This window comes from Nocardioides thalensis, from assembly GCF_013410655.1.
Lineage (GTDB): Bacteria > Actinomycetota > Actinomycetes > Propionibacteriales > Nocardioidaceae > Nocardioides > Nocardioides thalensis.
This window is the reverse complement of sequence record NZ_JACCFP010000001.1, coordinates 3,892,035-3,913,021: the sequence shown is the minus strand read 5'-3', so window position 1 is coordinate 3,913,021 and position 20,987 is coordinate 3,892,035. Positions and strand designations below refer to the sequence as shown.

At 71.8% G+C, this 20,987-nt stretch carries 19 protein-coding genes; 8 read left to right on the top strand and 11 right to left on the bottom strand.

All coding sequences use genetic code 11. The features are described 5' to 3' along the window. Window positions 1-2: 2 nt before the first annotated feature. Window positions 3-2,615, bottom strand: coding sequence for a hypothetical protein (locus HNR19_RS19055; RefSeq protein ID WP_179669378.1), 2,613 nt, complete (start codon window positions 2,613-2,615; stop codon window positions 3-5). Between the two features lie 155 nt (window positions 2,616-2,770). Then, window positions 2,771-3,229 (bottom strand): RrF2 family transcriptional regulator, encoded by a 459-nt coding sequence (locus tag HNR19_RS19050; protein WP_179669377.1) that lies wholly within the window; start codon window positions 3,227-3,229, stop codon window positions 2,771-2,773. A 190-nt stretch (window positions 3,230-3,419) separates the two neighbouring features. On the opposite strand from HNR19_RS19050, the gene HNR19_RS19045 reads away from it, so the two are divergent. After that, window positions 3,420-5,279: an acyl-CoA dehydrogenase C-terminal domain-containing protein gene (locus tag HNR19_RS19045; protein ID WP_179669376.1), complete on the top strand. Its 1,860-nt coding sequence runs from the start codon at window positions 3,420-3,422 to the stop codon at window positions 5,277-5,279. Window positions 5,280-5,424: 145 nt separating this feature from the next. On the opposite strand, the gene HNR19_RS19040 is transcribed toward HNR19_RS19045, so the two are convergent. Further along, a complete protein-coding gene (locus HNR19_RS19040; protein WP_179669375.1) occupies window positions 5,425-6,300 on the bottom strand; it encodes a LysR family transcriptional regulator ArgP in 876 nt (291 codons plus the stop codon). A gap of 71 nt (window positions 6,301-6,371) precedes the next feature. Between HNR19_RS19040 and HNR19_RS19035 the strand changes: the two genes are divergently transcribed. From HNR19_RS19035 to HNR19_RS19025, 3 genes are read left to right on the top strand one after another with little or no spacing between them, the layout of a single operon-like run. Continuing rightward, window positions 6,372-6,974, top strand: a complete 603-nt coding sequence (locus tag HNR19_RS19035) for a LysE/ArgO family amino acid transporter (protein ID WP_343047279.1) — start codon at window positions 6,372-6,374, stop codon at window positions 6,972-6,974. 26 nt (window positions 6,975-7,000) lie between these two features. Further along, a complete protein-coding gene (locus HNR19_RS19030) occupies window positions 7,001-7,816 on the top strand; it encodes a maleylpyruvate isomerase family mycothiol-dependent enzyme (RefSeq protein ID WP_179669374.1) in 816 nt (271 codons plus the stop codon). A 13-nt stretch (window positions 7,817-7,829) separates the two neighbouring features. Next, on the top strand, window positions 7,830-8,759 hold the full coding sequence (locus HNR19_RS19025; protein WP_179669373.1) for an oxidoreductase: 930 nt from the start codon (window positions 7,830-7,832) through the stop codon (window positions 8,757-8,759). Window positions 8,760-8,762: 3 nt separating this feature from the next. On the opposite strand, the gene HNR19_RS19020 is transcribed toward HNR19_RS19025, so the two are convergent. From HNR19_RS19020 to HNR19_RS19010, 3 genes are all read right to left on the bottom strand, one after another. Then, window positions 8,763-9,563 (bottom strand): crotonase/enoyl-CoA hydratase family protein, encoded by an 801-nt coding sequence (locus tag HNR19_RS19020; protein WP_179669372.1) that lies wholly within the window; start codon window positions 9,561-9,563, stop codon window positions 8,763-8,765. A gap of 170 nt (window positions 9,564-9,733) precedes the next feature. Then, entirely contained in the window at window positions 9,734-10,978 is a 1,245-nt protein-coding gene (locus HNR19_RS19015) for a fatty acid desaturase family protein (RefSeq protein WP_179669371.1), read from the bottom strand. A gap of 13 nt (window positions 10,979-10,991) precedes the next feature. Then, the gene (locus HNR19_RS19010) at window positions 10,992-12,122 is read right to left on the bottom strand and encodes a ferredoxin reductase (protein ID WP_179669370.1); all 1,131 of its coding nucleotides are present in this window, start codon (window positions 12,120-12,122) and stop codon (window positions 10,992-10,994) included. A 100-nt stretch (window positions 12,123-12,222) separates the two neighbouring features. Between HNR19_RS19010 and HNR19_RS19005 the strand changes: the two genes are divergently transcribed. From HNR19_RS19005 to HNR19_RS18990, 4 genes are all read left to right on the top strand, one after another. Further along, entirely contained in the window at window positions 12,223-13,401 is a 1,179-nt protein-coding gene (locus tag HNR19_RS19005) for a PucR-like N-terminal domain-containing protein (protein ID WP_179669369.1), read from the top strand. 46 nt (window positions 13,402-13,447) lie between these two features. Further along, window positions 13,448-14,326 carry an SGNH/GDSL hydrolase family protein gene (locus tag HNR19_RS19000; RefSeq protein ID WP_179669368.1) on the top strand — a complete coding sequence of 293 codons (879 nt, stop codon included), beginning with the start codon at window positions 13,448-13,450 and terminating at the stop codon, window positions 14,324-14,326. A 60-nt stretch (window positions 14,327-14,386) separates the two neighbouring features. Beyond that, a complete protein-coding gene (locus HNR19_RS18995) occupies window positions 14,387-15,265 on the top strand; it encodes an SGNH/GDSL hydrolase family protein (protein WP_179669367.1) in 879 nt (292 codons plus the stop codon). Window positions 15,266-15,379: 114 nt separating this feature from the next. Continuing rightward, entirely contained in the window at window positions 15,380-15,874 is a 495-nt protein-coding gene (locus tag HNR19_RS18990) for a hypothetical protein (protein ID WP_179669366.1), read from the top strand. A gap of 13 nt (window positions 15,875-15,887) precedes the next feature. Here the strand turns inward: HNR19_RS18990 and HNR19_RS18985 are convergent, their stop codons facing one another. From HNR19_RS18985 to HNR19_RS18965, 5 genes are all read right to left on the bottom strand, one after another. Then, entirely contained in the window at window positions 15,888-17,357 is a 1,470-nt protein-coding gene (locus HNR19_RS18985; RefSeq protein WP_179669365.1) for an amidohydrolase, read from the bottom strand. Window positions 17,358-17,516: 159 nt separating this feature from the next. Then, on the bottom strand, window positions 17,517-18,587 hold the full coding sequence (locus HNR19_RS18980; protein WP_179669364.1) for a hypothetical protein: 1,071 nt from the start codon (window positions 18,585-18,587) through the stop codon (window positions 17,517-17,519). Further along, window positions 18,584-18,919, bottom strand: coding sequence for a PadR family transcriptional regulator (locus tag HNR19_RS18975; RefSeq protein WP_179669363.1), 336 nt, complete (start codon window positions 18,917-18,919; stop codon window positions 18,584-18,586). The genes HNR19_RS18980 and HNR19_RS18975 overlap by 4 nt, the downstream gene beginning before the upstream one ends. 86 nt (window positions 18,920-19,005) lie before the next feature. Next, a complete protein-coding gene (locus HNR19_RS18970; RefSeq protein ID WP_179669362.1) occupies window positions 19,006-19,878 on the bottom strand; it encodes an HpcH/HpaI aldolase/citrate lyase family protein in 873 nt (290 codons plus the stop codon). Continuing rightward, window positions 19,878-20,963, bottom strand: a complete 1,086-nt coding sequence (locus HNR19_RS18965; protein WP_179669361.1) for an aldolase/citrate lyase family protein — start codon at window positions 20,961-20,963, stop codon at window positions 19,878-19,880. The genes HNR19_RS18970 and HNR19_RS18965 overlap by 1 nt, the downstream gene beginning before the upstream one ends. Window positions 20,964-20,987: the final 24 nt, after the last annotated feature.

Genomic DNA, 20,987 nt, shown 5'->3' with positions numbered 1-20,987 from the left:
CCTCACCCCACGCTGATCGTCACCGGAGAGGCCGCGGAGCCGGCGTACCCCGCCACCGGCAGCACCCTCAGCGTCCAGGTGCCCGTCGACCGCGGATAGACCTTGGCGGTGAACGCGCCACCGGTCCTGGTGGTGGTGCTCGTGACCAGGGTCGGGCTCGGCGCCCCGGACGCCTGGAAGTAGACGGACACCTTCACGCCCACGGCGGGCTGCGCCGGGCCGCCGTACGCCCTGGTGACGGCGCCGGTGAACGTGACCGCGGTGCCGGCCGGCACCGATGTCGTCGACGCCGCGGCCGTCACCTCCGTCGCCCACGTCCCCGCGACGACCGTCGTGACCGCGGCGCTCGCGGCGGGCTGGCCGCTGAGGCCGGCGAACGACACCGACAGTGTGCCCGAGACCCGGAGCGCCGGCGCGACAGAGAACGTGCCGCTCGCCGTCGTCGTCGCCTGGCCGATCTTCACCGGGCTGCCGCCGGTCGGGGTGACGAAGACGCCGACCGACTTGCCGCCGAGCGGGGTGGCGACCCCCTCGACGACGCGTTCCAGCGTGCCAGTCACCTGTACGGCGCTGCCGTAGCCCACGTCGGACGGCGCCACCGCCCCGGTGATCTGCGTGTCGGGGAGGGAGACGGTCACCGCGCCGGCGGTGGCAGATGCGGCCTCGTAGCCGGTGGTCCCGGCGAGCGCCACGGTGATCGTGCCGGACGTGGTGGGCTTGACCACGACGGAGTAGCTGCCGTCCGCCCTCGTCTTGGTCGTGCCGAGCGCGAGCACCCTGCCGTCGGCAGTGGTCAGCTTGACCGCCAGCGAGACGCCGGCCGCGGCGACCGGCGTACCTCCCGATGCCGCGGTGAGCGCTCCCGAGACCGTCACCGGGTCGGCGTAGTAGATGGCGGACCTGTCGGCGGTCGCGGTGAGCGACGTGGTGCAGCGGGCCGGGGTGGCCACCAGCGACGCGACGTTGCTCGCGGCGTACACCGTCCCGAGCGCGGTGCGACCGCGGTACGTCGCCGCGAGCGCGATCGTCTGGCTGCTCGTCGCGGCGCCGTCCACCGACGACGTCGCCGAACCGGCCGCCGCGGGAGCCGTCATCGTCGCGGTCTGCTTCGTGAACGCGGCCGTCAGGCCCTTGACCGGCTGGCCGCTCGCCGTGTCGACGACGGTCGCCACCAGCGGGAACGCCGCGCTGGTGCACACGCGCACGCCGCCACCGTCCGCGGGCACCTGGCCGGCGGCGCCGAGGCGGACCGCGACCGGTCGGGCGGTGCCGGTGGCGAACGTCAGCGGGCTCCTGATCACCTTGGTCGCGCCGCTGGAGTCGACGAGGGTCGCCGTCACCGTGGTCGGGGCGGCCGCGGTCGCACCGCACGTGACGTCGGTCTGCACCTCGGTCGGCGCGCTGAAGACGCAGTCGGCGCGCGCGGAGGTCCACGCCACCGACGTCAGCGTGCGGCCGGCCGGCAGCGCCGGCGTCACGGAGGCCTGGGTGGAGAGGCCGGGGACCGCGGGGTTGTTCACCGCGATCGTCGCGCCGAGCACGGTCGGCGTGCCCGCGTCACCGCCCCCGGCGCCGTCGCCACCGCCGATGAGGAACCGCGAGTCTGCTGCGTTCCAGTGGCCGTCGAGATAGCTGCCCGGATCGGGGTACGTCGAGAAGTAGTCGTCGTTGCCGCAGTCGAAGAAGTACTCCATCTCGGCCGCGCAGACCTGACGCATCGCGAAGCCGCCGCCGTCGGAGTAGCACATGGTGTCGGACTCGTCCCAGCAGTGACCCCTGCGCGTGGAGTGGGGCGAGGTGTTCTGCACGCCGCCGATCGTGTGCAGCAGCTCGTGCGCCTCGACCGAGTGGGCGCGGGCCCCGTCGCCGAACCCCCAGCAGCCCGAGTCGATCCGCGCGTACTGCGGGTAGGAGCCGTTGTTGGGGTTGCCCTGGCTCTCGGCGTCGTTCGGATACATCGACGCGATCCCGCACAGGACGGAGGCGTCGGTCCACATGAGGTACTTCTTCGTGGGGTCGGTGTAGCCGAGCGCCTGCACGGCGGAGATGGTCGCGTTGAACGACGAGGCTGCGCCGGCGGGGACGGTCACGTTGAGCACCTTGGCGACGCAGCCGCCGCCCCCCGCCTCGGTCACGTAGCGCACGTTGCGCACGCCGCCGGTGAGCGCGGCGGACCGGTTCACGACGTCGTCGACCCCCGCGGCCCAGAGCTGGATGCTCGACTCGAGCGCGGCGTACCTGTTCGTCCGGCCCGCCTCGACGACGTACATCGCCTGCACCCGGTAGCCGCCCGTGCCGTCGCCCTCGCAGGTGACGTCGGGGCTGGTGGCGGCGACCGACGTCGGGGCGGCGACGCCGAGCTCCTCGGCCGCCTCGTACGCGCGCTCCCCGGCGCCTTCGCGGGCCCGCAGCTCCCTGGTGGAGACCGGCTCCGTGGGGTCCACGCCCGGCGGCGCCTCGTCCTCGTGTGCGCAGGCGCCCGGCAGCAGCAGGCGGAGGTCGCCCGCTCCGACGCACCGCGGCGGGTACGAACGGGTCTCCGGGAGCGCGACCAGCGCTCCGAGGACGAGCAGGATCCCGAGCAACGACGGTACGGCGAGCCGGCGGACAGCCACGGTGGGCACCTTCCCTGGTGACGGCCTTCCGGCTGCATCCGTGCGCCGGGTGCGTCACTGGGGACGCGCGGCCGAGATGCCGCGCCGATCGGCAGGCGCGCGGCCCACCTGAGGATTCGGCGGAGATGCTGCGGAGATGCGCAGAAAGACAGCCCTCAGTGAGGCTGCCAGGCGTCCTCGTCGGCGGTGCGGGCGGTGACCGTCTCAGGCAGCTCGCCGTCGGCGAGGCCCTGGATCGTCACCTGCTCGAAGACCTCGCGCAGCGAGCGGCGGGCCGCGATCCAGACGTGCTGGAGCACCTCGGCGGAGTCGTTGTAGCTGACGGCCTCGGGGCGCAGGCCGTAGACCGAGACCAGCGGACCGTCGACCGCGCGGATGACGTCGGCAACCGAGACGTCCGTGGCCGCCCGGCCCATCCGCCAGCCGCCGGACTGGCCGCGCTGCGACATCACGATCCCCGCGCGGCGCAGGTCGGCGAGGATCGCCTGGAGGAACCCGTGCGGGATCTCCTGCAAGCGGCCGAGCTCCTCGGCGCTGACGGCCTTGCCGTCCGCGCGTCCCGCCATCTCGATCAACGCCCGCAGTGCGTAGTCGGACTTGGCGGAAACTCGCATGGGTCCAGTGTGTCAGATTGCTCGATCGGTTCACTGCACATCTGCGCGCGCGTGGGGTGTGCACCACCTCTGCTTGCCCCAGCTAGCACCCCCCTCTATCATTAAGTTACCCGCGAGTAGCACCTCGCGATGTCACCTGACGGGCAGCGGACGACCCGCGCCCCACAACGAGTGAGAAACGGTGGAACAAGTGAGCCACTACAAGAGCAACCTGCGCGACATCGAGTTCAACCTCTTCGAGCTCCTCGGTCGCCAGGAAGTCCTCGGCCAGGGCCTCTTCGAGGAGATGGACGTCGACACCGCCAAGGAGATCCTCAGCGAGGTCGAGCGCATCTCGCGCGAGGACCTCGCGGCGTCGTTCGAGGACAGCGACCGCAACCCGCCGGTGTTCGACCCGAAGACCAACACCGCGCCGGTGCCGGCGTCGTTCAAGAAGAGCTACGACACCTGGATGGAGTCGGGCTTCTGGAGCCTGTCGACGCCCGAGGCCATCGGCGGCACCACCGCCCCGCCGTCGCTCGTCTGGAGCACCGCGGAGATGATCCTCGGCGCCAACACCCCGATCTGGATGTACGCCGCGGGCCCCTTCTTCGCCAAGGTCGTCTACGAGAACGGCAACGACCGCGACAAGCGGATCGCCGAGATCATGGTCGAGCGCCTGTGGGGCGCCACCATGGTGCTCACCGAGCCCGACGCGGGCTCCGACGTGGGCGCGGGCAAGACGTTCGCCGAGCCCAACGACGACGGCTCCTGGAACATCACCGGCGTGAAGCGCTTCATCACCAGCGCCGAGTCGGACCTTCAGGAGAACATCATGCACCTCGTGCTCGCGCGTCCGCGCGGCGTCGAGGGCGTCGGCGGCCCGGGCACCAAGGGCCTCTCGCTCTTCCTCGTGCCGAAGCACCACTTCGACCACGAGACCGGCGAGCTGACCGGCGAGCGCAACGGCGCCTACGTCACCAACGTCGAGCACAAGATGGGCATCAAGGTGTCCAACACCTGCGAGGTCACGTTCGGCGACCCGCAGATCGGCGGCGGCGAGCCGGCCAAGGGCTGGCTGCTCGGCGAGGTCCACGACGGCATCCGCCAGATGTTCGACGTCATCGAGAACGCCCGGATGATGGTCGGCACCAAGGCCATCTCCACGCTGTCGACCGGCTACCTCAACGCGCTCGAGTTCGCCAAGGAGCGCGTCCAGGGCCCCGACCTGACCCAGGCGGCCGACAAGACCGCCCCGCGCGTCACGATCACCCACCACCCCGACGTACGCCGGTCGCTGATGACCCAGAAGGCGTACGCCGAGGGCATGCGCTCCCTGGTGATGTACACCGCGTCCATCCAGGACCAGGTGATGATCGCGAAGGCCAAGGGTGAGGACGACAAGCTTGCCGAGGCGCTCAACGACCTGCTGCTCCCGATCGTGAAGGGCTACGGCTCGGAGCGCTCGTGGACCCTGCTCGGCACCGAGTCGCTGCAGACCCTGGGTGGCTCGGGCTTCCTCCAGGAGTACCCGATCGAGCAGTACGTCCGGGACGCCAAGATCGACACGCTCTACGAGGGCACCACGGCGATCCAGGGCCAGGACTTCTTCTTCCGCAAGATCGTCAAGGACGGCGGCACCGCGCTCGGCCACCTCGCCAACGAGATCAAGGCGTTCGCGGAGTCCGAGGCCGGCAACGGCCGTTTGAAGGTGGAGCGCGGCCTCCTCCTCAAGGCGCTCGACGACGCGCAGGCCCTGGTCACGCTGATGATCAACGACCTGATGTCGGCGCAGGAAGAGATCCGCAACATCTACAAGGTCGGCCTCAACACCAGCCGCCTGCTGCTCACCCTCGGCGACGTCGTCGTCGCGTGGCTGCTGCTCCGCGGTGCCGAGATCGCCCTCGACAAGCTCGCGGGCGACGTCGGTGGCGACAAGGCGTTCTACGAGGGCAAGGTCGCCGCGGCGCAGTTCTTCGCCAACCAGGTGCTGCCGAAGATCAGCGCCGAGGTCGCCATCGCCCAGGCCACCGACCTGGACCTGATGGATCTCGACGAGGCCGCCTTCTGAGATAGCCCGAGTCGGTAGAAGTTCGCCGACGCAGCACGCCGAGTCGGCAGAAGTTTGCAAAGAACTTCTGCCGACTCGGCGCATTTTTCGCGCGACCTTCTGCCGACTCGGGCCGGTCTCGACGACAACTTCTGCCGACTCGGGGCTAGCGGCGCAGGTGGGCGCGGGCGGCGGTGCGCACGGTGTCCGTGAGGCGGTCGAGGGTGGGTGAGTCGAGCCGCCACCGCTGCCAGAAGAGGGGTACGTCGACGTGGTCGCGGCCGTGGAGCAGCACCAGCCGCCCGTCCTCGACGTCGGACCCCAGCTGCGGCAGCGGGAGCAGGCTCCAGCCCAGGCCGAGCCGCACCGCCTCGTGGAACTCCGTCGACGACGGCACGTGGTGCACGACGGCAGGGGAGTCGACACCGCGCCGTCGCAGCAGGTCGTGCTGGAGGCTGTCGCGGTCGTTGAAGACGAGCACCGGCATCCGCGCCCAGTCGGGTCGACCGCCGCGGCGCCACCGCTCCGCGAACCCGGGAGCGGCGACGGGCAGGTAGCGCAGCACGCCCAGCGGCTCGACCGAGCAGCCCTGGACGGCGGTCGGGTCGCTGGTCACCGCTGCGAGCGCGTCGCCCCGGCGCAGCAGGTCGGCGGAGTAGGCCTGGTCCTCGACGTGGAGGCGCAGGGCGACCCGGTCCCATTCCGAGGCGGCAGCCAGCACGTCGAGGAACCACGAGGCGAGCGAGTCGGCGTTGACCGCGACCGGCAGCGCGATCGCACCACCGTCCGGCGTCAGGGCGGCGCGCGCCTCGTCGTACAACAGCCGGGTCTGGCGGGCCAACCGGACCAGCGCCTCGCCGGCGGCCGTCGGCCGGCACGGCGTCGTACGGCGGACCAGCACCTGGCCCGCCGCGGACTCGAGCGCGCGGATCCGCTGGCTGACCGCGCTCGGCGTCACGTGCAGCGCGCGGGCGGCCGCGTCGAAGGTGCCGTGGTCGAGGATGGCGACGAGGGCCTCGAGCTGGGCGGGTTGCGGCGACATGAAGCGATGCTAATGGAACCTCAATAACATTCGCTGGCCTGAAGCGGGTGCAGGGACCTAGCGTCGACGCCGTGATCGCGTCCACCGCTGCCGGCCTCGGCGCCGGCCTGTCCCTGATCGTCGCCATCGGCGCGCAGAACGTCTTCGTGCTGCGCCAGGGTCTCGCGCGACGACACGTGGCCGTGGTGGTGGCGATCTGCGCGATCTCCGACCTGGTGCTCATCGTGGCGGGCGTTGCCGGCCTGGCCCTGGTGATCGAGAGCGCCCCGTGGAGCGTCGAGGTCGCCCGCTGGCTCGGCGCGGTCTTCCTCGCCGTCTACGGTGCACTCGCGTTCCGCCGAGCGGCACGCGGAGGCCAGTCGCTCGAGGCCGCGCAGGCCGGCGGAGCGCGGGTCGGAGCCGTCGCGCTGACCGCGCTGGCACTCACCTGGCTCAACCCGCACGTCTACCTCGACACGGTCGTGCTGCTCGCGTCGATCGCCAACAGCCACGGCGACGGGCGCTGGTGGTTCGTAGGGGGCGCCTGCGCCGCCAGCCTGCTCTGGTTCTCGTGCCTCGGGTACGGCGCCCGGCTCGCCCATCGGCTGCTCGCCACCGAGCGGGCGTGGCGCGTGCTCGACGTGCTGATCGGCGTGACGATGCTGGCCATCGCGGTCGGACTGGTCTCCGGTTGAGCCGCGGGACGCCCTAAGGTCGCTCCATGAGCGACGAGCAGACGCTGGCGGCGTACATCGAGACCTGGCGGCTGGCGGTCCGCGACTTCCTGGCCGTCGCCACCGAGCTGGCCGATGACGAGTGGGCGCTGCCGACCGACCTCCCGGGCTGGGACGTCAAGGCGGTCGTCTCCCACGTCGCCCACCTGGAGAGCATCCTCGCCGGCGGCCCGGAGGAGACGGCCGACATCGGCGAGCCCGCGCACGTGACCGGTCCGATGGGCCAGTTCACCGAGATCGGCGTCGTCACCCGCCGCGACCGGTCGCCCGCATCGATCATCGAGGAGATCAGGTCCGCGACCGAGACCCGCAGCAAGCAGCTCCAGGCCGACCCGCCCACCGACGCGTCCGCGCCGGCGCCCGGCATCTTCGGGCTGATCGGATGGACCCAGCGCACGCTCCTGCGCAACCGTCCGTTGGACGTGTGGATGCACGAGCAGGACGTACGCCGCGCCGTCGGCCGGCCGGGCGGGATGGACAGCGCGGCGGCGCAGCACGTCGCCGACTACCTGTCGGAGGCGTTCCCCTTCATCGTCGGCAAGAAGGTGAAGCCCCCAGTGGGCACGACCGCCGTCCTGGCCGTCGAGGGCAGTCCGGAGGTCGCCGTCGTCATCGGCGAGGACGGCCGCGGGCAGCGGCTGCTGGAGGTCCCCGCGGATCCCGACGTGCGGGTCGCGCTCGACCGCGCGACGTTCACCGCCGCGGCCGGCGGGCGCCGTACGCCGGGAGACGGCAGCGTCGCGGTCACCGGCGACGCAGGTCTCGGGCAGCGGATCGTCGACCACCTCGCGACCACTCCCTGACACGCTGGGCCCCATGACCGCTCACTGGACCGTCTCGGACATCCCGGACCAGACCGGCAGGACCATCGTCGTCACCGGCCCCACCATCGGCGGCCTCGGCCACCACACAGCGCTCGAGCTGGCGCGCAAGGGTGCGCGCGTGGTGCTCGCCGGTCGCAACCCCGCGAAGGCAGAGGCAGCGACCGAGGCGATCCGGGACGAGGTGCCGAAGGCCGAGCTCGAGCTGCTCACCGTCGACCTGGCCGACCTCGACTCGGTGCGCCACGGGGCGGCGGCCGCGGCGCGTTACGGCCCGATCGACGTACTCGTCAACAACGCGGGCGTGATGGGCACGTCCTACCAGCGGACGAGCGACGGCCTCGAGCTCCAGATGGCCACCAACCACTTCGGCCCGTTCCTGCTGACCGGTCTGCTGCTGCCGCAGCTCGCGGCGAGCGGTGACGGCCGCGTGGTCGCCGTGTCCTCGCCGATGCACCGCACCGCCCGGTCGGCGCCGCTCGGCGACCCGACCCGGCAGGAGGGGCGGTACTGGAAGTGGCACGTCTACGGCCAGTCCAAGCTCGCCAACCTGCTGTTCACCGGCGAGCTCGACCGCCGGCTGCGCGCCGCGGGCTACCCGGTCAAGGCGCTCGCCGCGCACCCCGGGTTCTCGGGCACCCACCTCGCCGCCAACGGCCAGTACGGCCGCGCCCAGGGCGGCATCGCCTCGATCCTCGACGCCGCCGTGAAGGCGGTCTCACAGTCCGCCGCCGCCGGCGCGTGGCCGACCCTGATGGCCGCGACCGCCGACCTGCCCGGCGACAGCTACTGCGGCCCCAGCGGCCGCGGCGAGATGGCGGGACCGCCCCACCTGGTCGGCCGCACTCGCCTGGCCCGTGACCGCGACGCCGCCCGCCGTCTCTGGGAGATCAGCGAGCGGACGACGGGGATCAGCTACCCCTGAGCCTCAGCGGCTGCGCGGGCCGTAGACCGGCTCCGCCTTCTTGAAGGCGGCCTCGCGGGCGGCCTTGGTGTTGCGGGCGGCGAGCAGGTAAGCCTGCTCGATGCGCTCGCGGGAGAAGACCTTGCGCGGCGACGCCGTCCAGGTGTCGTTGAACAGCCGCTTGGCCGCACCGAGCGCGTCGGGGGAGCGCGCCGCGAGCTGCTCGGCCATCCGGTGTGCCTCGGCGAGCGGGTCGTTGGAGAGCCGGGTGACGAGGCCGATCTGGGCGGCGCGGGACCCGTCGATCACCTCGGCGCTCATCGTCAGCCACTTGGCCTGGTCCATGCCGATCTGCTCCGACAGGCTGCGGATCCCGGACATGTCGGGGATCAGGCCCCACTTGCCCTCGAGCACCGACCAGCGCGAGTCGGGCGTGGCGACGCGGAAGTCCGCGCCCAGGGCGATCTGGATGCCGCCGCCGAGGCAGTGCCCGTGCACCGCGGCGATCACCGGGACGGGGATCCGCCGGAACGCCCAGGGCGCCTCCTGGAACGTGTTGGTCATCCCGCTCCGCCACGGGCGCGGAGCGAACGCCTTCGCGATGCCGGCCGGGTTCTTCATCACCGTCGCGAAGTCGAGGCCCGCGCAGAACGCGTCGCCCTCGCCGGCCACGATCACCGCGCGCAGGCTCTTGTCCCTGCGCAGCCGGTGGGCGGTCGCGATCAGGTCGTCGAGGAGCGGCAGGGTCAGCGCGTTCAGCTTGTCGGGGCGGTTGAGGGTCACGGTCGCGATCCCGCCGACCACCTCGCACTTCACGTTGCTCATGCCGATGATCGTACGGCGGCAGGCGGACGTGCAGTAACTCAGTGTTACGTTCGCTCGGTGGGTGCTGTGACCACGATTTCGCGGTCACAGCACCGAGGGAGCGGACGTAACACTGAGTTACCCCACCGCCCCGCGTGGCGGCCGCGGGCCCCGGGGCGCCCGCCCATCGATCAGGCGGCGGTCGCGAGCTCCTGCTGCTCGGCGGCCTTCCGCTCCAGGAGCCGCAGCATGACCCGCCGCTTGCGCTTGTCGGCGGTGGCGATCTTGTAGAGGGCGGCCAGCTGCTGCGGGAGGTTCTTGGCGTTGGTGGTCTCGAGCCAGCCGTTGGGGAACGACAGCCGGACGACCTTGTGCCAGGCGCTGGCGACCTGCTGTGGCAGCGGCCGCGAGAGGTAGGTCAGCCCGTACTCGTCGAAGACCGCCCGCACCTTCGGGGCGACCTCGGCGTACCGGTTGCTCGGCAGGTCGGGGAACAGGTGGTGCTCGATCTGGTGCGACAGGTTGCCGGTCATGATGTGCATCAGCTTCGAGCCGGAGATGTTGGCCGAGCCGAGCATCTGCCGGAGGTACCAGGCGCCGCGGCTCTCCTTCTCCGGGATCGACGCGAGCTCGAACGTCTCGACGCCCTCGGGGAAGTGGCCGCACATGATGACCGAGTGCGACCACAGGTTGCGCACCACGTTGGCGACGAAGTTGGCGGCGAGCGTGGGCAGCAGCGAGCCGGTCGGCGCCGACAGCAGCGGGTGCACGACGTAGTCCTTGGTCGCCTGCTTGCGGATCTTTGCCAGCGTGGCCTTGACGCCCCGCTTGAACGACTCGGGGCGCTTGTCCTTCGGACGGGACAGGTTCCGCCCGAGGTCGAGGTCGTAGGCCGCGATGCCGTACTCGAAGAAGCAGGCGTTGACGAAGTTCCACAGCGGCTGCGCGAGGTACATCGGGTACCACTTCTGCTCCTCGTCGACGCGCATGATGCCGTAGCCGAGGTCGTTGTCCTTGCCGATGATGTTCGTGTAGGTGTGGTGTACCTGGTTGTGCGAGTGCTTCCAGTTCTCGGCCGGGGTCGCGTTGTCCCACTCCCAGGTCGTCGAGTGGATCTTCGAGTCGCGCATCCAGTCCCACTGGCCGTGGAGCACGTTGTGCCCGATCTCCATGTTCTCGAGGATCTTCGCGACGCTCAGGCCGGCGGTGCCGATCAGCCACGCCGGGGGCAGCACCGAGAACAGGAGTACGGCGCGGCTGCCGAGCTCGAGCTTGCGCTGGAAGTCGATCATCCCCCGGATGTAGTTCGCGTCGTCGTCGCCGCGGGAGTCGATGACCTCCTGGCGGATCGCGTCGAGCTTCTCGCCGATCTCGGCGATGTCCTGCTCGGACAGGTGGGCGATCGGGTTGTCGGCCTTGTTGGTGACGGTGGTCATGGGTTCCCTCCGGTCAGTGGTCGATGCGGCAGGCGCCGGCCGGCGCGCTGATGCAGGTCTGGATCGGTACGCCGTCCGCGTGGGTCTCGCCCGGGACGGCCACCGTGAGCTCGCCGGTGCGCAGGTCGCGCACGGCGCCCTCCTTCATCGGAAGCACGCAGCCCATGCAGATGCCCATCCGGCAACCGCTGGGCATGAGGACGCCGGCCGCCTCGGCGGCGTCGAGGATCGGGGTGGCGCCGTCGGCCTCCACCTCGGTCCCGGCCTTGGTGAACGTGACCGAGCCGCCTTCGCCCTCGGTGGCGAGGGCGACCGGGCGGAAGCGCTCGGTGGTCAGCTCGAGGCCGCGCTCGGCGTGGTGCTGCTCGAGCGCGTCGAGGAGCCCCGCTGGGCCGCACGCGTAGGCCAGCCGCTCCGCGTAGTCGGGCACCAGCGCGTCGATCGTGTCGACGTCGAGCAGTCCGTCGCGGTCGTCGAACCGCTCGATCAGGGTGATGTGGCCCTTCGCGGCGTGCTCGCGGAGCTCGTCGCGGAAGATCGCGGTGGACTCGCTCTGGTTGACCGAGACGAGGACGATGTCGGCGTCGACCGGGGTGGCGCGCAGGAACAGGTTGCGCAGCATCCCGATGACCGGCGTGATCCCCGAGCCGGCGGTGACGAGGAGCAGCTTGCCCGGCAGTGGCGTGGGCAGCGTGAACTCGCCCTCGGCCGGTGCCAGGTGGATCAGCTGGCCGGCCCGGGCGCGGTGCACCAGGTGGCCCGACACGACCCCGTCGGGGATCGCCTTGACGGTGATGCTGATGTTGCGGTCGGGGCGCGGGCCGTGGGTCAGCGAGTAGGTGCGCCACAGGCGGACGCCGTCGACGTCGACGCCGACGCGCACGTACTGGCCGGGCACGTGGCCGGTCCAGCCCTTGCCCGGCTTGATGAGGATCGTCGCCGACTCGGCGGTCTCGGGGGTGACGGACACGATCCGGCCGCGCAGCTCGGTGTCGCGGCGCAGCGGGTGGAAGTGGTCGAGGACGTCGTCGAGGGTCAGCGGGTGGACTGCGGCGTCGGCAACCGCGCGCAGCCGCTTCCGGAGCGCCAACCCGGCGCCGGGCGCGCCGAGGGTGCTGCGCCGTAGGCTGATGGCTTCGCTCATACATCCAGCGTGCCCGTCCGTGGCGCTAAGATCATGACCAGCACCGGTGAATCGGGCTGCCGATTTTGTTCGCGGCGCACAATCTTTCCAGGAGGCTGGCATGGCGGTGCGAGGGCGACGCGCGGTGGCGTCGGACGGCGTCGTGCTGCCGCCGACGGTCGAGGGCGACCTGCGACCGCGGCTGCCGCAGCTGGCCGAGGACGTCGTCGCGGCGATCGTCGACGAGGTGCCGAGCTATGAGAACGCCCTCAACGAGGAGATGGGCGTCGTCATCCGCAACGCCGTGCGGGCCGCGATCGGGGCGTTCCTCGCGATGGTGAGCGGCCAGCCCGGCCGCGACCCCGACAAGCTCCTGGCCCAGGCGCTCGACGGCGCCTACCAGCTCGGTCGCGGGGAGGCGAGCAGCGGTCGCACGATCGACGCGCTGCTGTCGGCCTACCGCATCGGCGCCCGGATCTCCTGGCGTGAGCTGTCCCGCACCGCGGTCGATCACGGCTCCGACCCGAAGACCGTCGCCGCGTTCGCCGAGCAGGTCTTCGCCTACATCGACCAGCTCTCCGCAGCCAGCGCGCAGGGCCACACCGACGAGTCGGCGACGGCCGGCCGGGTGCGGCAGCGGCTGCTGGAGCGGATCGCCACGCACGTCGTCGACCAGGCGCCGGAGGCGACGATCCTGCGCCTGGCCGAGCGCGCGGAGTGGAAGGTGCCGGCGACGCTGACCGCGGTGCTGGTGCCGGAGGGCGAGGCGGGCAGGCTGCTCCAGGCGCTGCCGGGTCAGACCCTCCAGGCGACCGACCTCCCCGAGCTCGACGGCACCGTGTTGCTGCTCGTGCCCAACGTGCACGGCCGGCCGCGCGGCCGAGTGGTGCGCGAGACCACGCGCAGTGGCGGGACCGTCGGTCCGCCGCGGCCCTGGCGTGAGGCGCGGTCGTCGTACCTCCGGGCGCTGCGGGCGCACGAGGCGGGCCTCGGCGCCGACACCGAGAGCCACCTGCCCGAGCTCGTGCTCACCGCCGACGCCGAGGCGCTCGCCGACCTGCGCGAGCAGGCGCTCGCGCCCCTGGCCGGGCTGCGGGCGAGCACCCGCGCCAAGCTGGTCGAGACCCTGCGCGCCTGGCTGCTCCACCAGGGCCGCCGGGAGGAGGTCGCGGAAGCGTTGTTCGTGCACCCGCAGACCGTGCGCTACCGCGTCGGCCAGCTGCGCGAGGCGTACGGCGACGCCCTCGACGACCCGCGGACGGTCCTCACCCTGACGATCGCTCTCGGCGTCGAGGCGTAGGTCGGTTCCTCAGCGAACGCCCAGGAAGCCCCGGCAGGATGGGCGCATGCGTTCGACGGTGGTGCTCCCCGGTCTGCTCGTGACCGCTGCGCTGCTCGCCGGCTGCAAGGGCGAGAAGGCGGACGAGCCGCCGCTGCGGGCAGAGGAGCCGGTGCGCGCCGGCGACCGGTACGTCGCGATGGGCGACTCCTACACCGCGGCGCCCAGGATCGGGCCGACCGACGACGAGTCGACCGGCTGCACCCAGTCGACGAACAACTACCCGCACCTGCTCGCCGCCGAGCTCGACCTCGAGCTCGAGGACGTCTCGTGCGGTGGGGCGATCACCGCATCGATCGAGCAGGGGCAGGTCACCTACAAGAACGCCCAGCTCGACCCGCAGATCGACGCGCTGACCGAGGCGACCGACCTGGTGACGATCTCGATCGGCGCCAACGACGAGCGGATCTACGGCGACCTGATCCGCTTCTGCGTGCAACGAGCGACCGATCCCGAGGGTGCGCCGTGCACGGAGGCCGATGCCGCCGGCGGGGAACTGAGCGTCGAGGCGCGGATCGACCGGATGGAGGAGCGGATCGTGGACGTGCTCGCCGGGATCACCGCGGAGGCGCCGGAGGCGCGGGTCGTCTTCGTCGGCTATCCCCAGTTCGCCCCGGACGAGCGGTGCGCGCAGTTCCCGATCGGGGCGGGGGACGTGGAGTTCGCCCAGCGCGTCAACGAGCTGCTGGTGCTCGCCCAGGAGCGCGCGGCCGCCGAGGCGGGGGTCGAGTTCCTCGACCTCTACGAGCTGACCGAGGGCCACCACTTCTGCGCCGACGACCCCTGGGTGGCCGGCCTGCACCCGACCGCTCCGGCGATCACCTATCACCCCTACCTCAAGGAGCAGCAGGTCGCTGCCGAGGCGCTGGCCGAGCTGGTGTCGTAGCCCCTGCCTTCGTCGGTGCTTCCTCAGCGAACGGCAAGGATGTCCCGGCAGGATGGGCGCATGCGTTCGTCGGTGCTCCCCGGCCTGCTCGCGGCTGTCGCGCTCCTGGCGGCGTGCGAGGACGCACCCGACCCCGAGCCGCTCCCGGACCACCTGCCGGTCAGCCCCGGGGACCGGTACGTCGCGATGGGCGACTCGTACACGGCTGCGGCCTTTGCGCCCTACGAAAGCGAGACCAACGGCTGCCTGCAGTCCATCGGCAACTACCCGCATCTGCTGGAGAAGGAGCTCGGACTGGAGCTGACAGACGTCTCGTGCGGCGGCGCGAAGACGGAATCGATCCATCTCAAGCAGCAGACGACGACGCTACGCGAGCGGATGGATCCTCAAATCGACGCGCTGACCGAGCACACCGCGCTGGTCACGATCAGCATCGGGGCCAACGACGAGGAGATCTTCCCGAGCCTCGTCGTGAGTTGCGCGCAAGAGCTCACACCGAAGGAGCGCGACGGTGCGCCGTGCACGGACCGAGACGCGGGGGACGGTGACGACAGCTTCGCGGCTCGCATCGACCGCATGGAGGAGCGGATCATCGACGTCCTCGCCGCGATCACCGAGGAGGCGCCGCAGGCGCGCGTCGTCTTCGTCGGCTATCCCCAGTTCGCCTCCGACGAGAGTTGCCGTCAGTTCCCGATCGCGGAGGGTGACACCGAGTTGGCCGAGCGCGTCAACATCCTCCTGGTGGAGGCACAGGAGCGCGCCGCCGCCGAGGCGGGGGTGGAGTTCCTCGACCTCTACGAGCTGACCGAGGGACACCACTTCTGTGCCGACGACCCGTGGGTCGCGGGCATGCATCCCGCCGGAGACGCGGCCCAGTGGCACCCCTATCCCAAGGAGCAGCAGGTCGCCGCCGAGGCGCTCGCCGAGCTGGTCGCGTAACCCGTCTCTCACTGGCGCGTGCGGCCGCGGAGATCGGGTACCGGGACGAACAACGACCGGTCGGCACGCCCGCTCGGTCCGATCCGATTCTCTCTCGCAGTGAGGACAACACTCGTGGCTCGCAAGAACCCGCTGGGCAAGGTCAAGGACGTCGCCGTCGAGACGCTGAAGGCTCCGGCCACCGTCGCCGGGTCGGCGGTGGGGATCGCGCGCGATGCCGTCACCTCGCTGGTCGGGGGGAAGTCGGACCCCGTGCCGGACGAGAAGACTGACCCCGGGACCCCTGACGAAGCGCCCGCGAAGAAGACGCCTGCTAAGAAGGCCCCGGCGAAGAAGCCGGCCGCGAAGAAGGCCCCGGCCAAGAAGGAGGCCACCAAGAAGGCGACCGCGAAGAAGCCGGCCGCCAAGAAGGCCCCCGCGAGGAAGGCATCGACCGAACCCGTCAACGTGACCGAGGAGCTCGGCCTCGACCCGGCCCCCGTGGCGAAGAAGAAGGACGCCGCGAAGGACGCGACGAAGCCCGTGACCGACATCGACGCGGCCGCCGACCCGAGCACTGTCGACGTGACTCCCGCCGACGTGGCCAAGCAGGTCGGCAACGACGGCTGACCGCCCGAGGCGGTCAGCGGGCGTCGTGCACGACCCCGCCGGCCACCACGGTCAGCGCGACGCCCGGCCGGATCGTGGTCAGCGGGTCGTCGTCCAGCAGCACCAGGTCTCCCCGCGCCCCGGGCACGAGGCGCTGCCCGTCGACCGACGCCGCGAGCGCCTCCTGCCGCGTGAGCGCCTGCTCGGGGTGCCAGGCGGGCCGGTCGTCGCCGGTGCGGCGCACGGCCGCGTCGACGGCGAGCCACGGGTCCAGCGGTGAGACCGGGGCGTCCGACCCGAGCGTGAGTGGGACACCTGCGTCGAGCAGCCAGCGGAACGCGAAGGCGCGCTCGGCGTGGCCCGGCCAGACCGTCTCGGTGAGGTCGCGGTCGTCGACGAGGTGGTGGGGCTGGACGCTCGCGCGCAGCCCGAGCCGGGCCATCGTCGCCACGTCGTCGCGGGCTACGAGCTGGACGTGCTCGACGGAGCCGCGCGCGCCCGTCTCGACGTACGCCGCCAGCGCCCTGCCGACCGCGGCGTCGCCGATCGCGTGCGTCGCGACCTCGATCCCGAGGTCGTGAGCGCGGGCGAGGTGGGCGCGCAGCTCGGCCTCGTCGAGGTTGGGCGCGCCCCGCGGGTGGTGCGGGTCGGCGCCGGTGGCGTAGGGGTGGTGGCACCAGGCAGTGCGGGTGTTGAGCGACCCGTCGCTGATGATCTTGAGCGGCCCCATGGTGAGCCGGTCCTCGCCCGGCAGGAGCGCGTCGCCGGTGCGGAACGCCGGCTCCTCGATGTCGGCGAAGCCCTCGGGATAGATCGCGGCGCGGATCCGGAGCAGGTCGCAGCCCTGCGCCCACCGCTCCTGCCAGGCAGGCACCCCGCCGGTGAACTCCAGGTCGACGAGCCCGACCACGCCGAGAGCGGCAGCATCCTCCAGCGCACCGCGGTAGGCCTGCGGCCCCGCACCGTCGCCGTCGAGCCTCGCGAGCCGGTCGTAGGCCGCGAACCACTCCTCCTCGCGCACGACGTCGTCACGGACCGCAAGATCGAGCGCGGCCTGGGCGGCGCTGTTGAGCCAGGCGTGGTGAGCGTCGCCGGCGACCAGCACCACCGGCGTGACGCCGGAGACCGCGTCGAGGTCGGCCACGCTGCCGTGGCTGCTCCAGCCGCCGGGGCGGTGACCCCAGCCGACGACCGGGTCGCCCGGCCGCGCCGACACCTGCTCGGCGACCAGGGCGACCAGGTCCTCGGACGAGCGCACCCCGCTGGTGTCGAGCCGCTGGCGCGACAACGTCCACTGGCCCAGGTGCACGTGGGCGTCCCACAGGCCCGGCATCACCCAGCGGCCCGCGGCGTCGTACTCCTCCGTGCCGGCGGGTCGCTCGATGCCCGCGCCGACCTCCACGATCCGGCCGTCCCGGACCAACACGTCGACCGGCGCGTCCGGCGCCTCGGCCCCCGGGCCCAGCGCCACCACGCGGGCGCCGCGGATCAGCAGGTCGGTCATGGGAGCGACCGTACGGGGGCGGCCCGAGCCGGCAGAAACCGGCGCGTCAAATGCCCCGAGTCGGCCCGTCTTCACGCCTGAGGAGTGCCGAGTCGGCGCGTCTTCACGCCTGAGGAGTGTCGAGTCGGCCCGTGATCACGAGCCGACTCGGCACCCTGGTCACTGGTCGCGGGACCGCGATGTCCTGCCGAGCACGGTGGGGGCACCGTCGCCGGGGCGGTTGGTCACGGGCGGCAGCGAAGCGAGGGGGAACTCGGGGAACGCCGCGTCGGAGCCGGCGTCCTCGCTCTCGCAGGTGCCGCGCCGGAGCCGGGTCTCAGCCAAGGGGAAGACGTTGTAGACCGCTGTGCGGCCGTTGAACGCCGGGCAGCCGACCACGCGGCCCTCGCCGCGACCGCGGGCGTTCGAGCCCGGTCCGGCGGCCAGCAGGTCGCCGTCCTGGTCGACGAGCTGTACGCCGGGCAGCGGCCTGCCCTGGAGGTCGTAGGCGAACACGTTGCGGACCGGATCGCCGTCGAGCCGAAGGCCCTTGTTCTCCCGCTGGGCGTCGTTGTATCCCGCCCCGTAGTCGTCGTAGTAGTCGAAGCCGTAGCCGACGTACGCCGGGTAGGGCAGGCTCCACGTCATCGGCGCCAGCACGGCCACGGCGTTGACGAGGAGCAGGGAGATCCGGGAGGCCGTGCTCCGCTCGGGGCCGGAGCCTGGCCAGAGCCGGCCCAGCCCGACCAGCGTGCTCATGACGACGGCCGCGACCAGCACCACCTCGCCGACTCCGGGCACGCCGAGGGACGGGACGACGCTGATCTCCTCCCAGCCCCCGGTGGCGATGTCGAGCGCAGTCACGGCGATCCAGGCCCGCGCCACCCACCACGCCGGCCGGAGTGCGACGACCACGTCCCAGGCGGGACGTAGGCCGGGTCGCCCCACGAGCCCGAGGAACCAGGCACGGGCCGCGTCGAGGATCCCGCCGACCGTGCGGGGCAGGTCGCCGGTGACCGATCGCCGGCGCGCAGGCAGTCCGGCCGCCGCACGCAGCTCGGCGGCGTACGCCGCTGGGTCTCCGAGCGGCGTGCCGTCGGCCAGCTGGTCGGAGAGGTCGGCCTCGAGCCCGCCGAGCAGCTCGTCGCGGTCGTCGGCGTCGAGGTCCGCTAGCCGCGCCCGGACCTCCTCGACGAACGTCGCGACCTCGGGGCGGACGAGGACCTGCGTGTCGTTGGGCTCGGTGGTCATGCGCGTGCTCCTGACGTGTGGGGAAGGAGGCCGGAGACGGCGGCGCTGAACGCCGCCCAGTCCTTGGCCTGGGACTCGAGCTGGTCACGCCCTGCCGGCGTGATGCCGTAGTACTTGCGGTGGGGGCCTTCCTCGGAGGGCACGACGTACGACGTGAGCGCGCCGGCGGCGTAGAGCCGGCGCAGCGTGCCGTAGACCGACGCGTCGCCGACCTCGGCCAGGCCGCCGTTGCGGAGCCGGCGGAGCACGTCGTAGCCGTAGCCGTCCTCCCGCTCGACGACGGCGAGGACCGCGAGGTCGAGCACCCCGCGGAGCAGCTGGGTGGTGTCCATGCGCCGCACACTACTACGCTTCACGCAATAGTGTGCGGCAAAGAGGGCCGCACCGGTGTGTCGGTGCGGCCTCTCTCTACGAGCAGTCAGTCCTCGAGCTTCGAGATCGCCTCCGCGATGGAGAGCGTGCGCTCCGCGGACTCGACGTGCAGGTTCTCGACCATCCGGCCGTTGTAGGTCACCACGCCGGCGCCCTTCCCGTCCTCCCACGCCTGGATGAGGCCGCGGGCGTTCTCGACCGCCTCGGCGCTCGGGGCGAAGCCGGCGTTGGCGCCCTCGATCTGGCCGGGGTGGATGATCGTCTTGCCGTCGAAGCCGAACGCCCGGCCCTGCTCGACCTCGGCGAGGTAGCCGTCGACGTCCTTGACGTCGTTGTAGACCCCGTCGAGCACGACCTTGCCGGTCGCGCGGGCCGCGAGCACGGCCAGTTGCAGGCCGGTCACCAGGTTGGTGCGACCTGGGACGTGCTCGACGTACAGCTCCTTGACCAGGTCGTTGGTGCCGAGCACCAGCACATTGAGCCGGTCGGAGGCGGCGGCGATCTCCTCCGCGTGGAGGATGGCGTACGGCGACTCGATCATCGCCCAGAGCTTGGTGGTGTCGGGCACGCCCGCGGCGTCGAACGCGTCGACCAGGCTGAGCACGGCGTCGGCCGAGTTGACCTTCGGCACGACGATCGCGTCGGGACCGGCCTCGGCCGCTGCCTTCAGGTCGTCGTGGTGCCACTCGGTGTCCGCGCCGTTGACGCGGATCGTGAGCTCCTTGGCGCCGTACTCCCCGCTCGTGACCGCGGCCGCCGCGTTGACGCGCGCCTGCGGCTTCGCGTCGGGGGCGACGGCGTCCTCGAGGTCGAGGATCAGCGCGTCGACGGGGAGGGTCTTGGCCTTCTCCAGTGCCCGCTCGTTGGAGCTGGGCATGTAGAGGACCGAGCGGCGGGGGCGGAACGTCTGGTCGCTCATCAGGCCTGCACCTCGATCGCGTCGTACTGCTTCTTCAGCTCGGGGTCGATCTCGGCGAGCTTCTCGGCCAGCTCGACGAGCACGAGGCACTGCTTGAGCGAGGCGTCGTCCTCCATCTTGCCGTCGATCATCACCGCGCCGGTGCCGTCGCCCATGGCGGCGACCACGCGGCGAGCGTGCGCGATGTCCTCCACGGAGGGGGAGAAGACCCGATTGGCGATGGCGATCTGCTTGGGGTGCAGCGACCAGGTGCCGACGCAGCCGAGCAGGAACGCGTTGCGGAACTGGTCCTCGCACGCCACCACGTCGGCGATGTCGCCGAACGGGCCGTAATAGGGGTAGATCCCGTGCGTCGCGCACGCGTCGACCATCTTCGCGATCGTGTAGTGCCAGAGGTCCTGCTGGAAGACGCTGCGCTGCGCGTCGATCTGGCTGTTGCCGTCGGCGTCCTTCGGCGGGTCCTGGCGCACCAGGTAGCCCGGGTGGCCGCCGCCGACGCGGGTGGTCTTCATCTTGCGGTCGGCCGCGAGGTCGGCCGGGCCGAGCGAGAGGCCCTGCATCCGCGGCGACGCGCCGCAGATCTCCTCGACGTTGGCCACGCCGCGGGCGGTCTCGAGGATCGCGTGGATGAGGATCGGTCGCTGGATGCCGGCCTTCGCCTCGAGCTGCGCGAGCAGCCGGTCGACGTAGTGGATGTCCTCGGCGCCCTGCACCTTCGGGACCATGATCACGTCGAGCTTGTCGCCGATCGCCGGCACCAGGGTCGTGAGGTCGTCGAGCACCCACGGGCTGTCGAGCGCGTTGATCCGCGTCCAGAGCTGGGTCGGGCCGAAGTCGGTCGACTGCGCGATCTTCACCAGGCCCTCGCGGGCGGCGACCTTGTTGTCGGCCTTGATCGCGTCCTCCAGGTTGCCCAGGAGCACGTCGACGGTGCCGATCATCCCGGGCACCTTGGCGGCCATCTTCTCGTTCGACGGGTCGAAGAAGTGGATCGCGCGGCTCGGCCGGGCCGGGATCTCGCGCAGCGGTGCGGGGGCGCCGACGGCCAGCGGGCGGAAGAAGTCCTTGGGGCTCTTGTGACTCACGCCCGCTGACGTTACCGGCGAGTC

Bases quoted from the DNA above. Each gene is read 5' to 3' on its own strand.
- HNR19_RS19050 (WP_179669377.1), bottom strand. From the start codon at position 3,229: ATGCGAGTTTCCGCCAAGTCCGACTACGCACTGCGGGCGTTGATCGAG.
- HNR19_RS19040 (WP_179669375.1), bottom strand. From the start codon at position 6,300: ATGTCGCCGCAACCCGCCCAGCTCGAGGCCCTCGTCGCCATCCTCGAC.
- HNR19_RS19030 (WP_179669374.1), top strand. From the start codon at position 7,001: ATGAGCGACGAGCAGACGCTGGCGGCGTACATCGAGACCTGGCGGCTG.
- HNR19_RS19025 (WP_179669373.1), top strand. From the start codon at position 7,830: ATGACCGCTCACTGGACCGTCTCGGACATCCCGGACCAGACCGGCAGG.
- HNR19_RS19020 (WP_179669372.1), bottom strand. From the start codon at position 9,563: ATGAGCAACGTGAAGTGCGAGGTGGTCGGCGGGATCGCGACCGTGACC.
- HNR19_RS19015 (WP_179669371.1), bottom strand. From the start codon at position 10,978: ATGACCACCGTCACCAACAAGGCCGACAACCCGATCGCCCACCTGTCC.
- HNR19_RS19010 (WP_179669370.1), bottom strand. From the start codon at position 12,122: ATGAGCGAAGCCATCAGCCTACGGCGCAGCACCCTCGGCGCGCCCGGC.
- HNR19_RS19005 (WP_179669369.1), top strand. From the start codon at position 12,223: ATGGCGGTGCGAGGGCGACGCGCGGTGGCGTCGGACGGCGTCGTGCTG.
- HNR19_RS19000 (WP_179669368.1), top strand. From the start codon at position 13,448: ATGCGTTCGACGGTGGTGCTCCCCGGTCTGCTCGTGACCGCTGCGCTG.
- HNR19_RS18995 (WP_179669367.1), top strand. From the start codon at position 14,387: ATGCGTTCGTCGGTGCTCCCCGGCCTGCTCGCGGCTGTCGCGCTCCTG.
- HNR19_RS18985 (WP_179669365.1), bottom strand. From the start codon at position 17,357: ATGACCGACCTGCTGATCCGCGGCGCCCGCGTGGTGGCGCTGGGCCCG.
- HNR19_RS18980 (WP_179669364.1), bottom strand. From the start codon at position 18,587: ATGACCACCGAGCCCAACGACACGCAGGTCCTCGTCCGCCCCGAGGTC.
- HNR19_RS18975 (WP_179669363.1), bottom strand. From the start codon at position 18,919: ATGGACACCACCCAGCTGCTCCGCGGGGTGCTCGACCTCGCGGTCCTC.
- HNR19_RS18970 (WP_179669362.1), bottom strand. From the start codon at position 19,878: ATGAGCGACCAGACGTTCCGCCCCCGCCGCTCGGTCCTCTACATGCCC.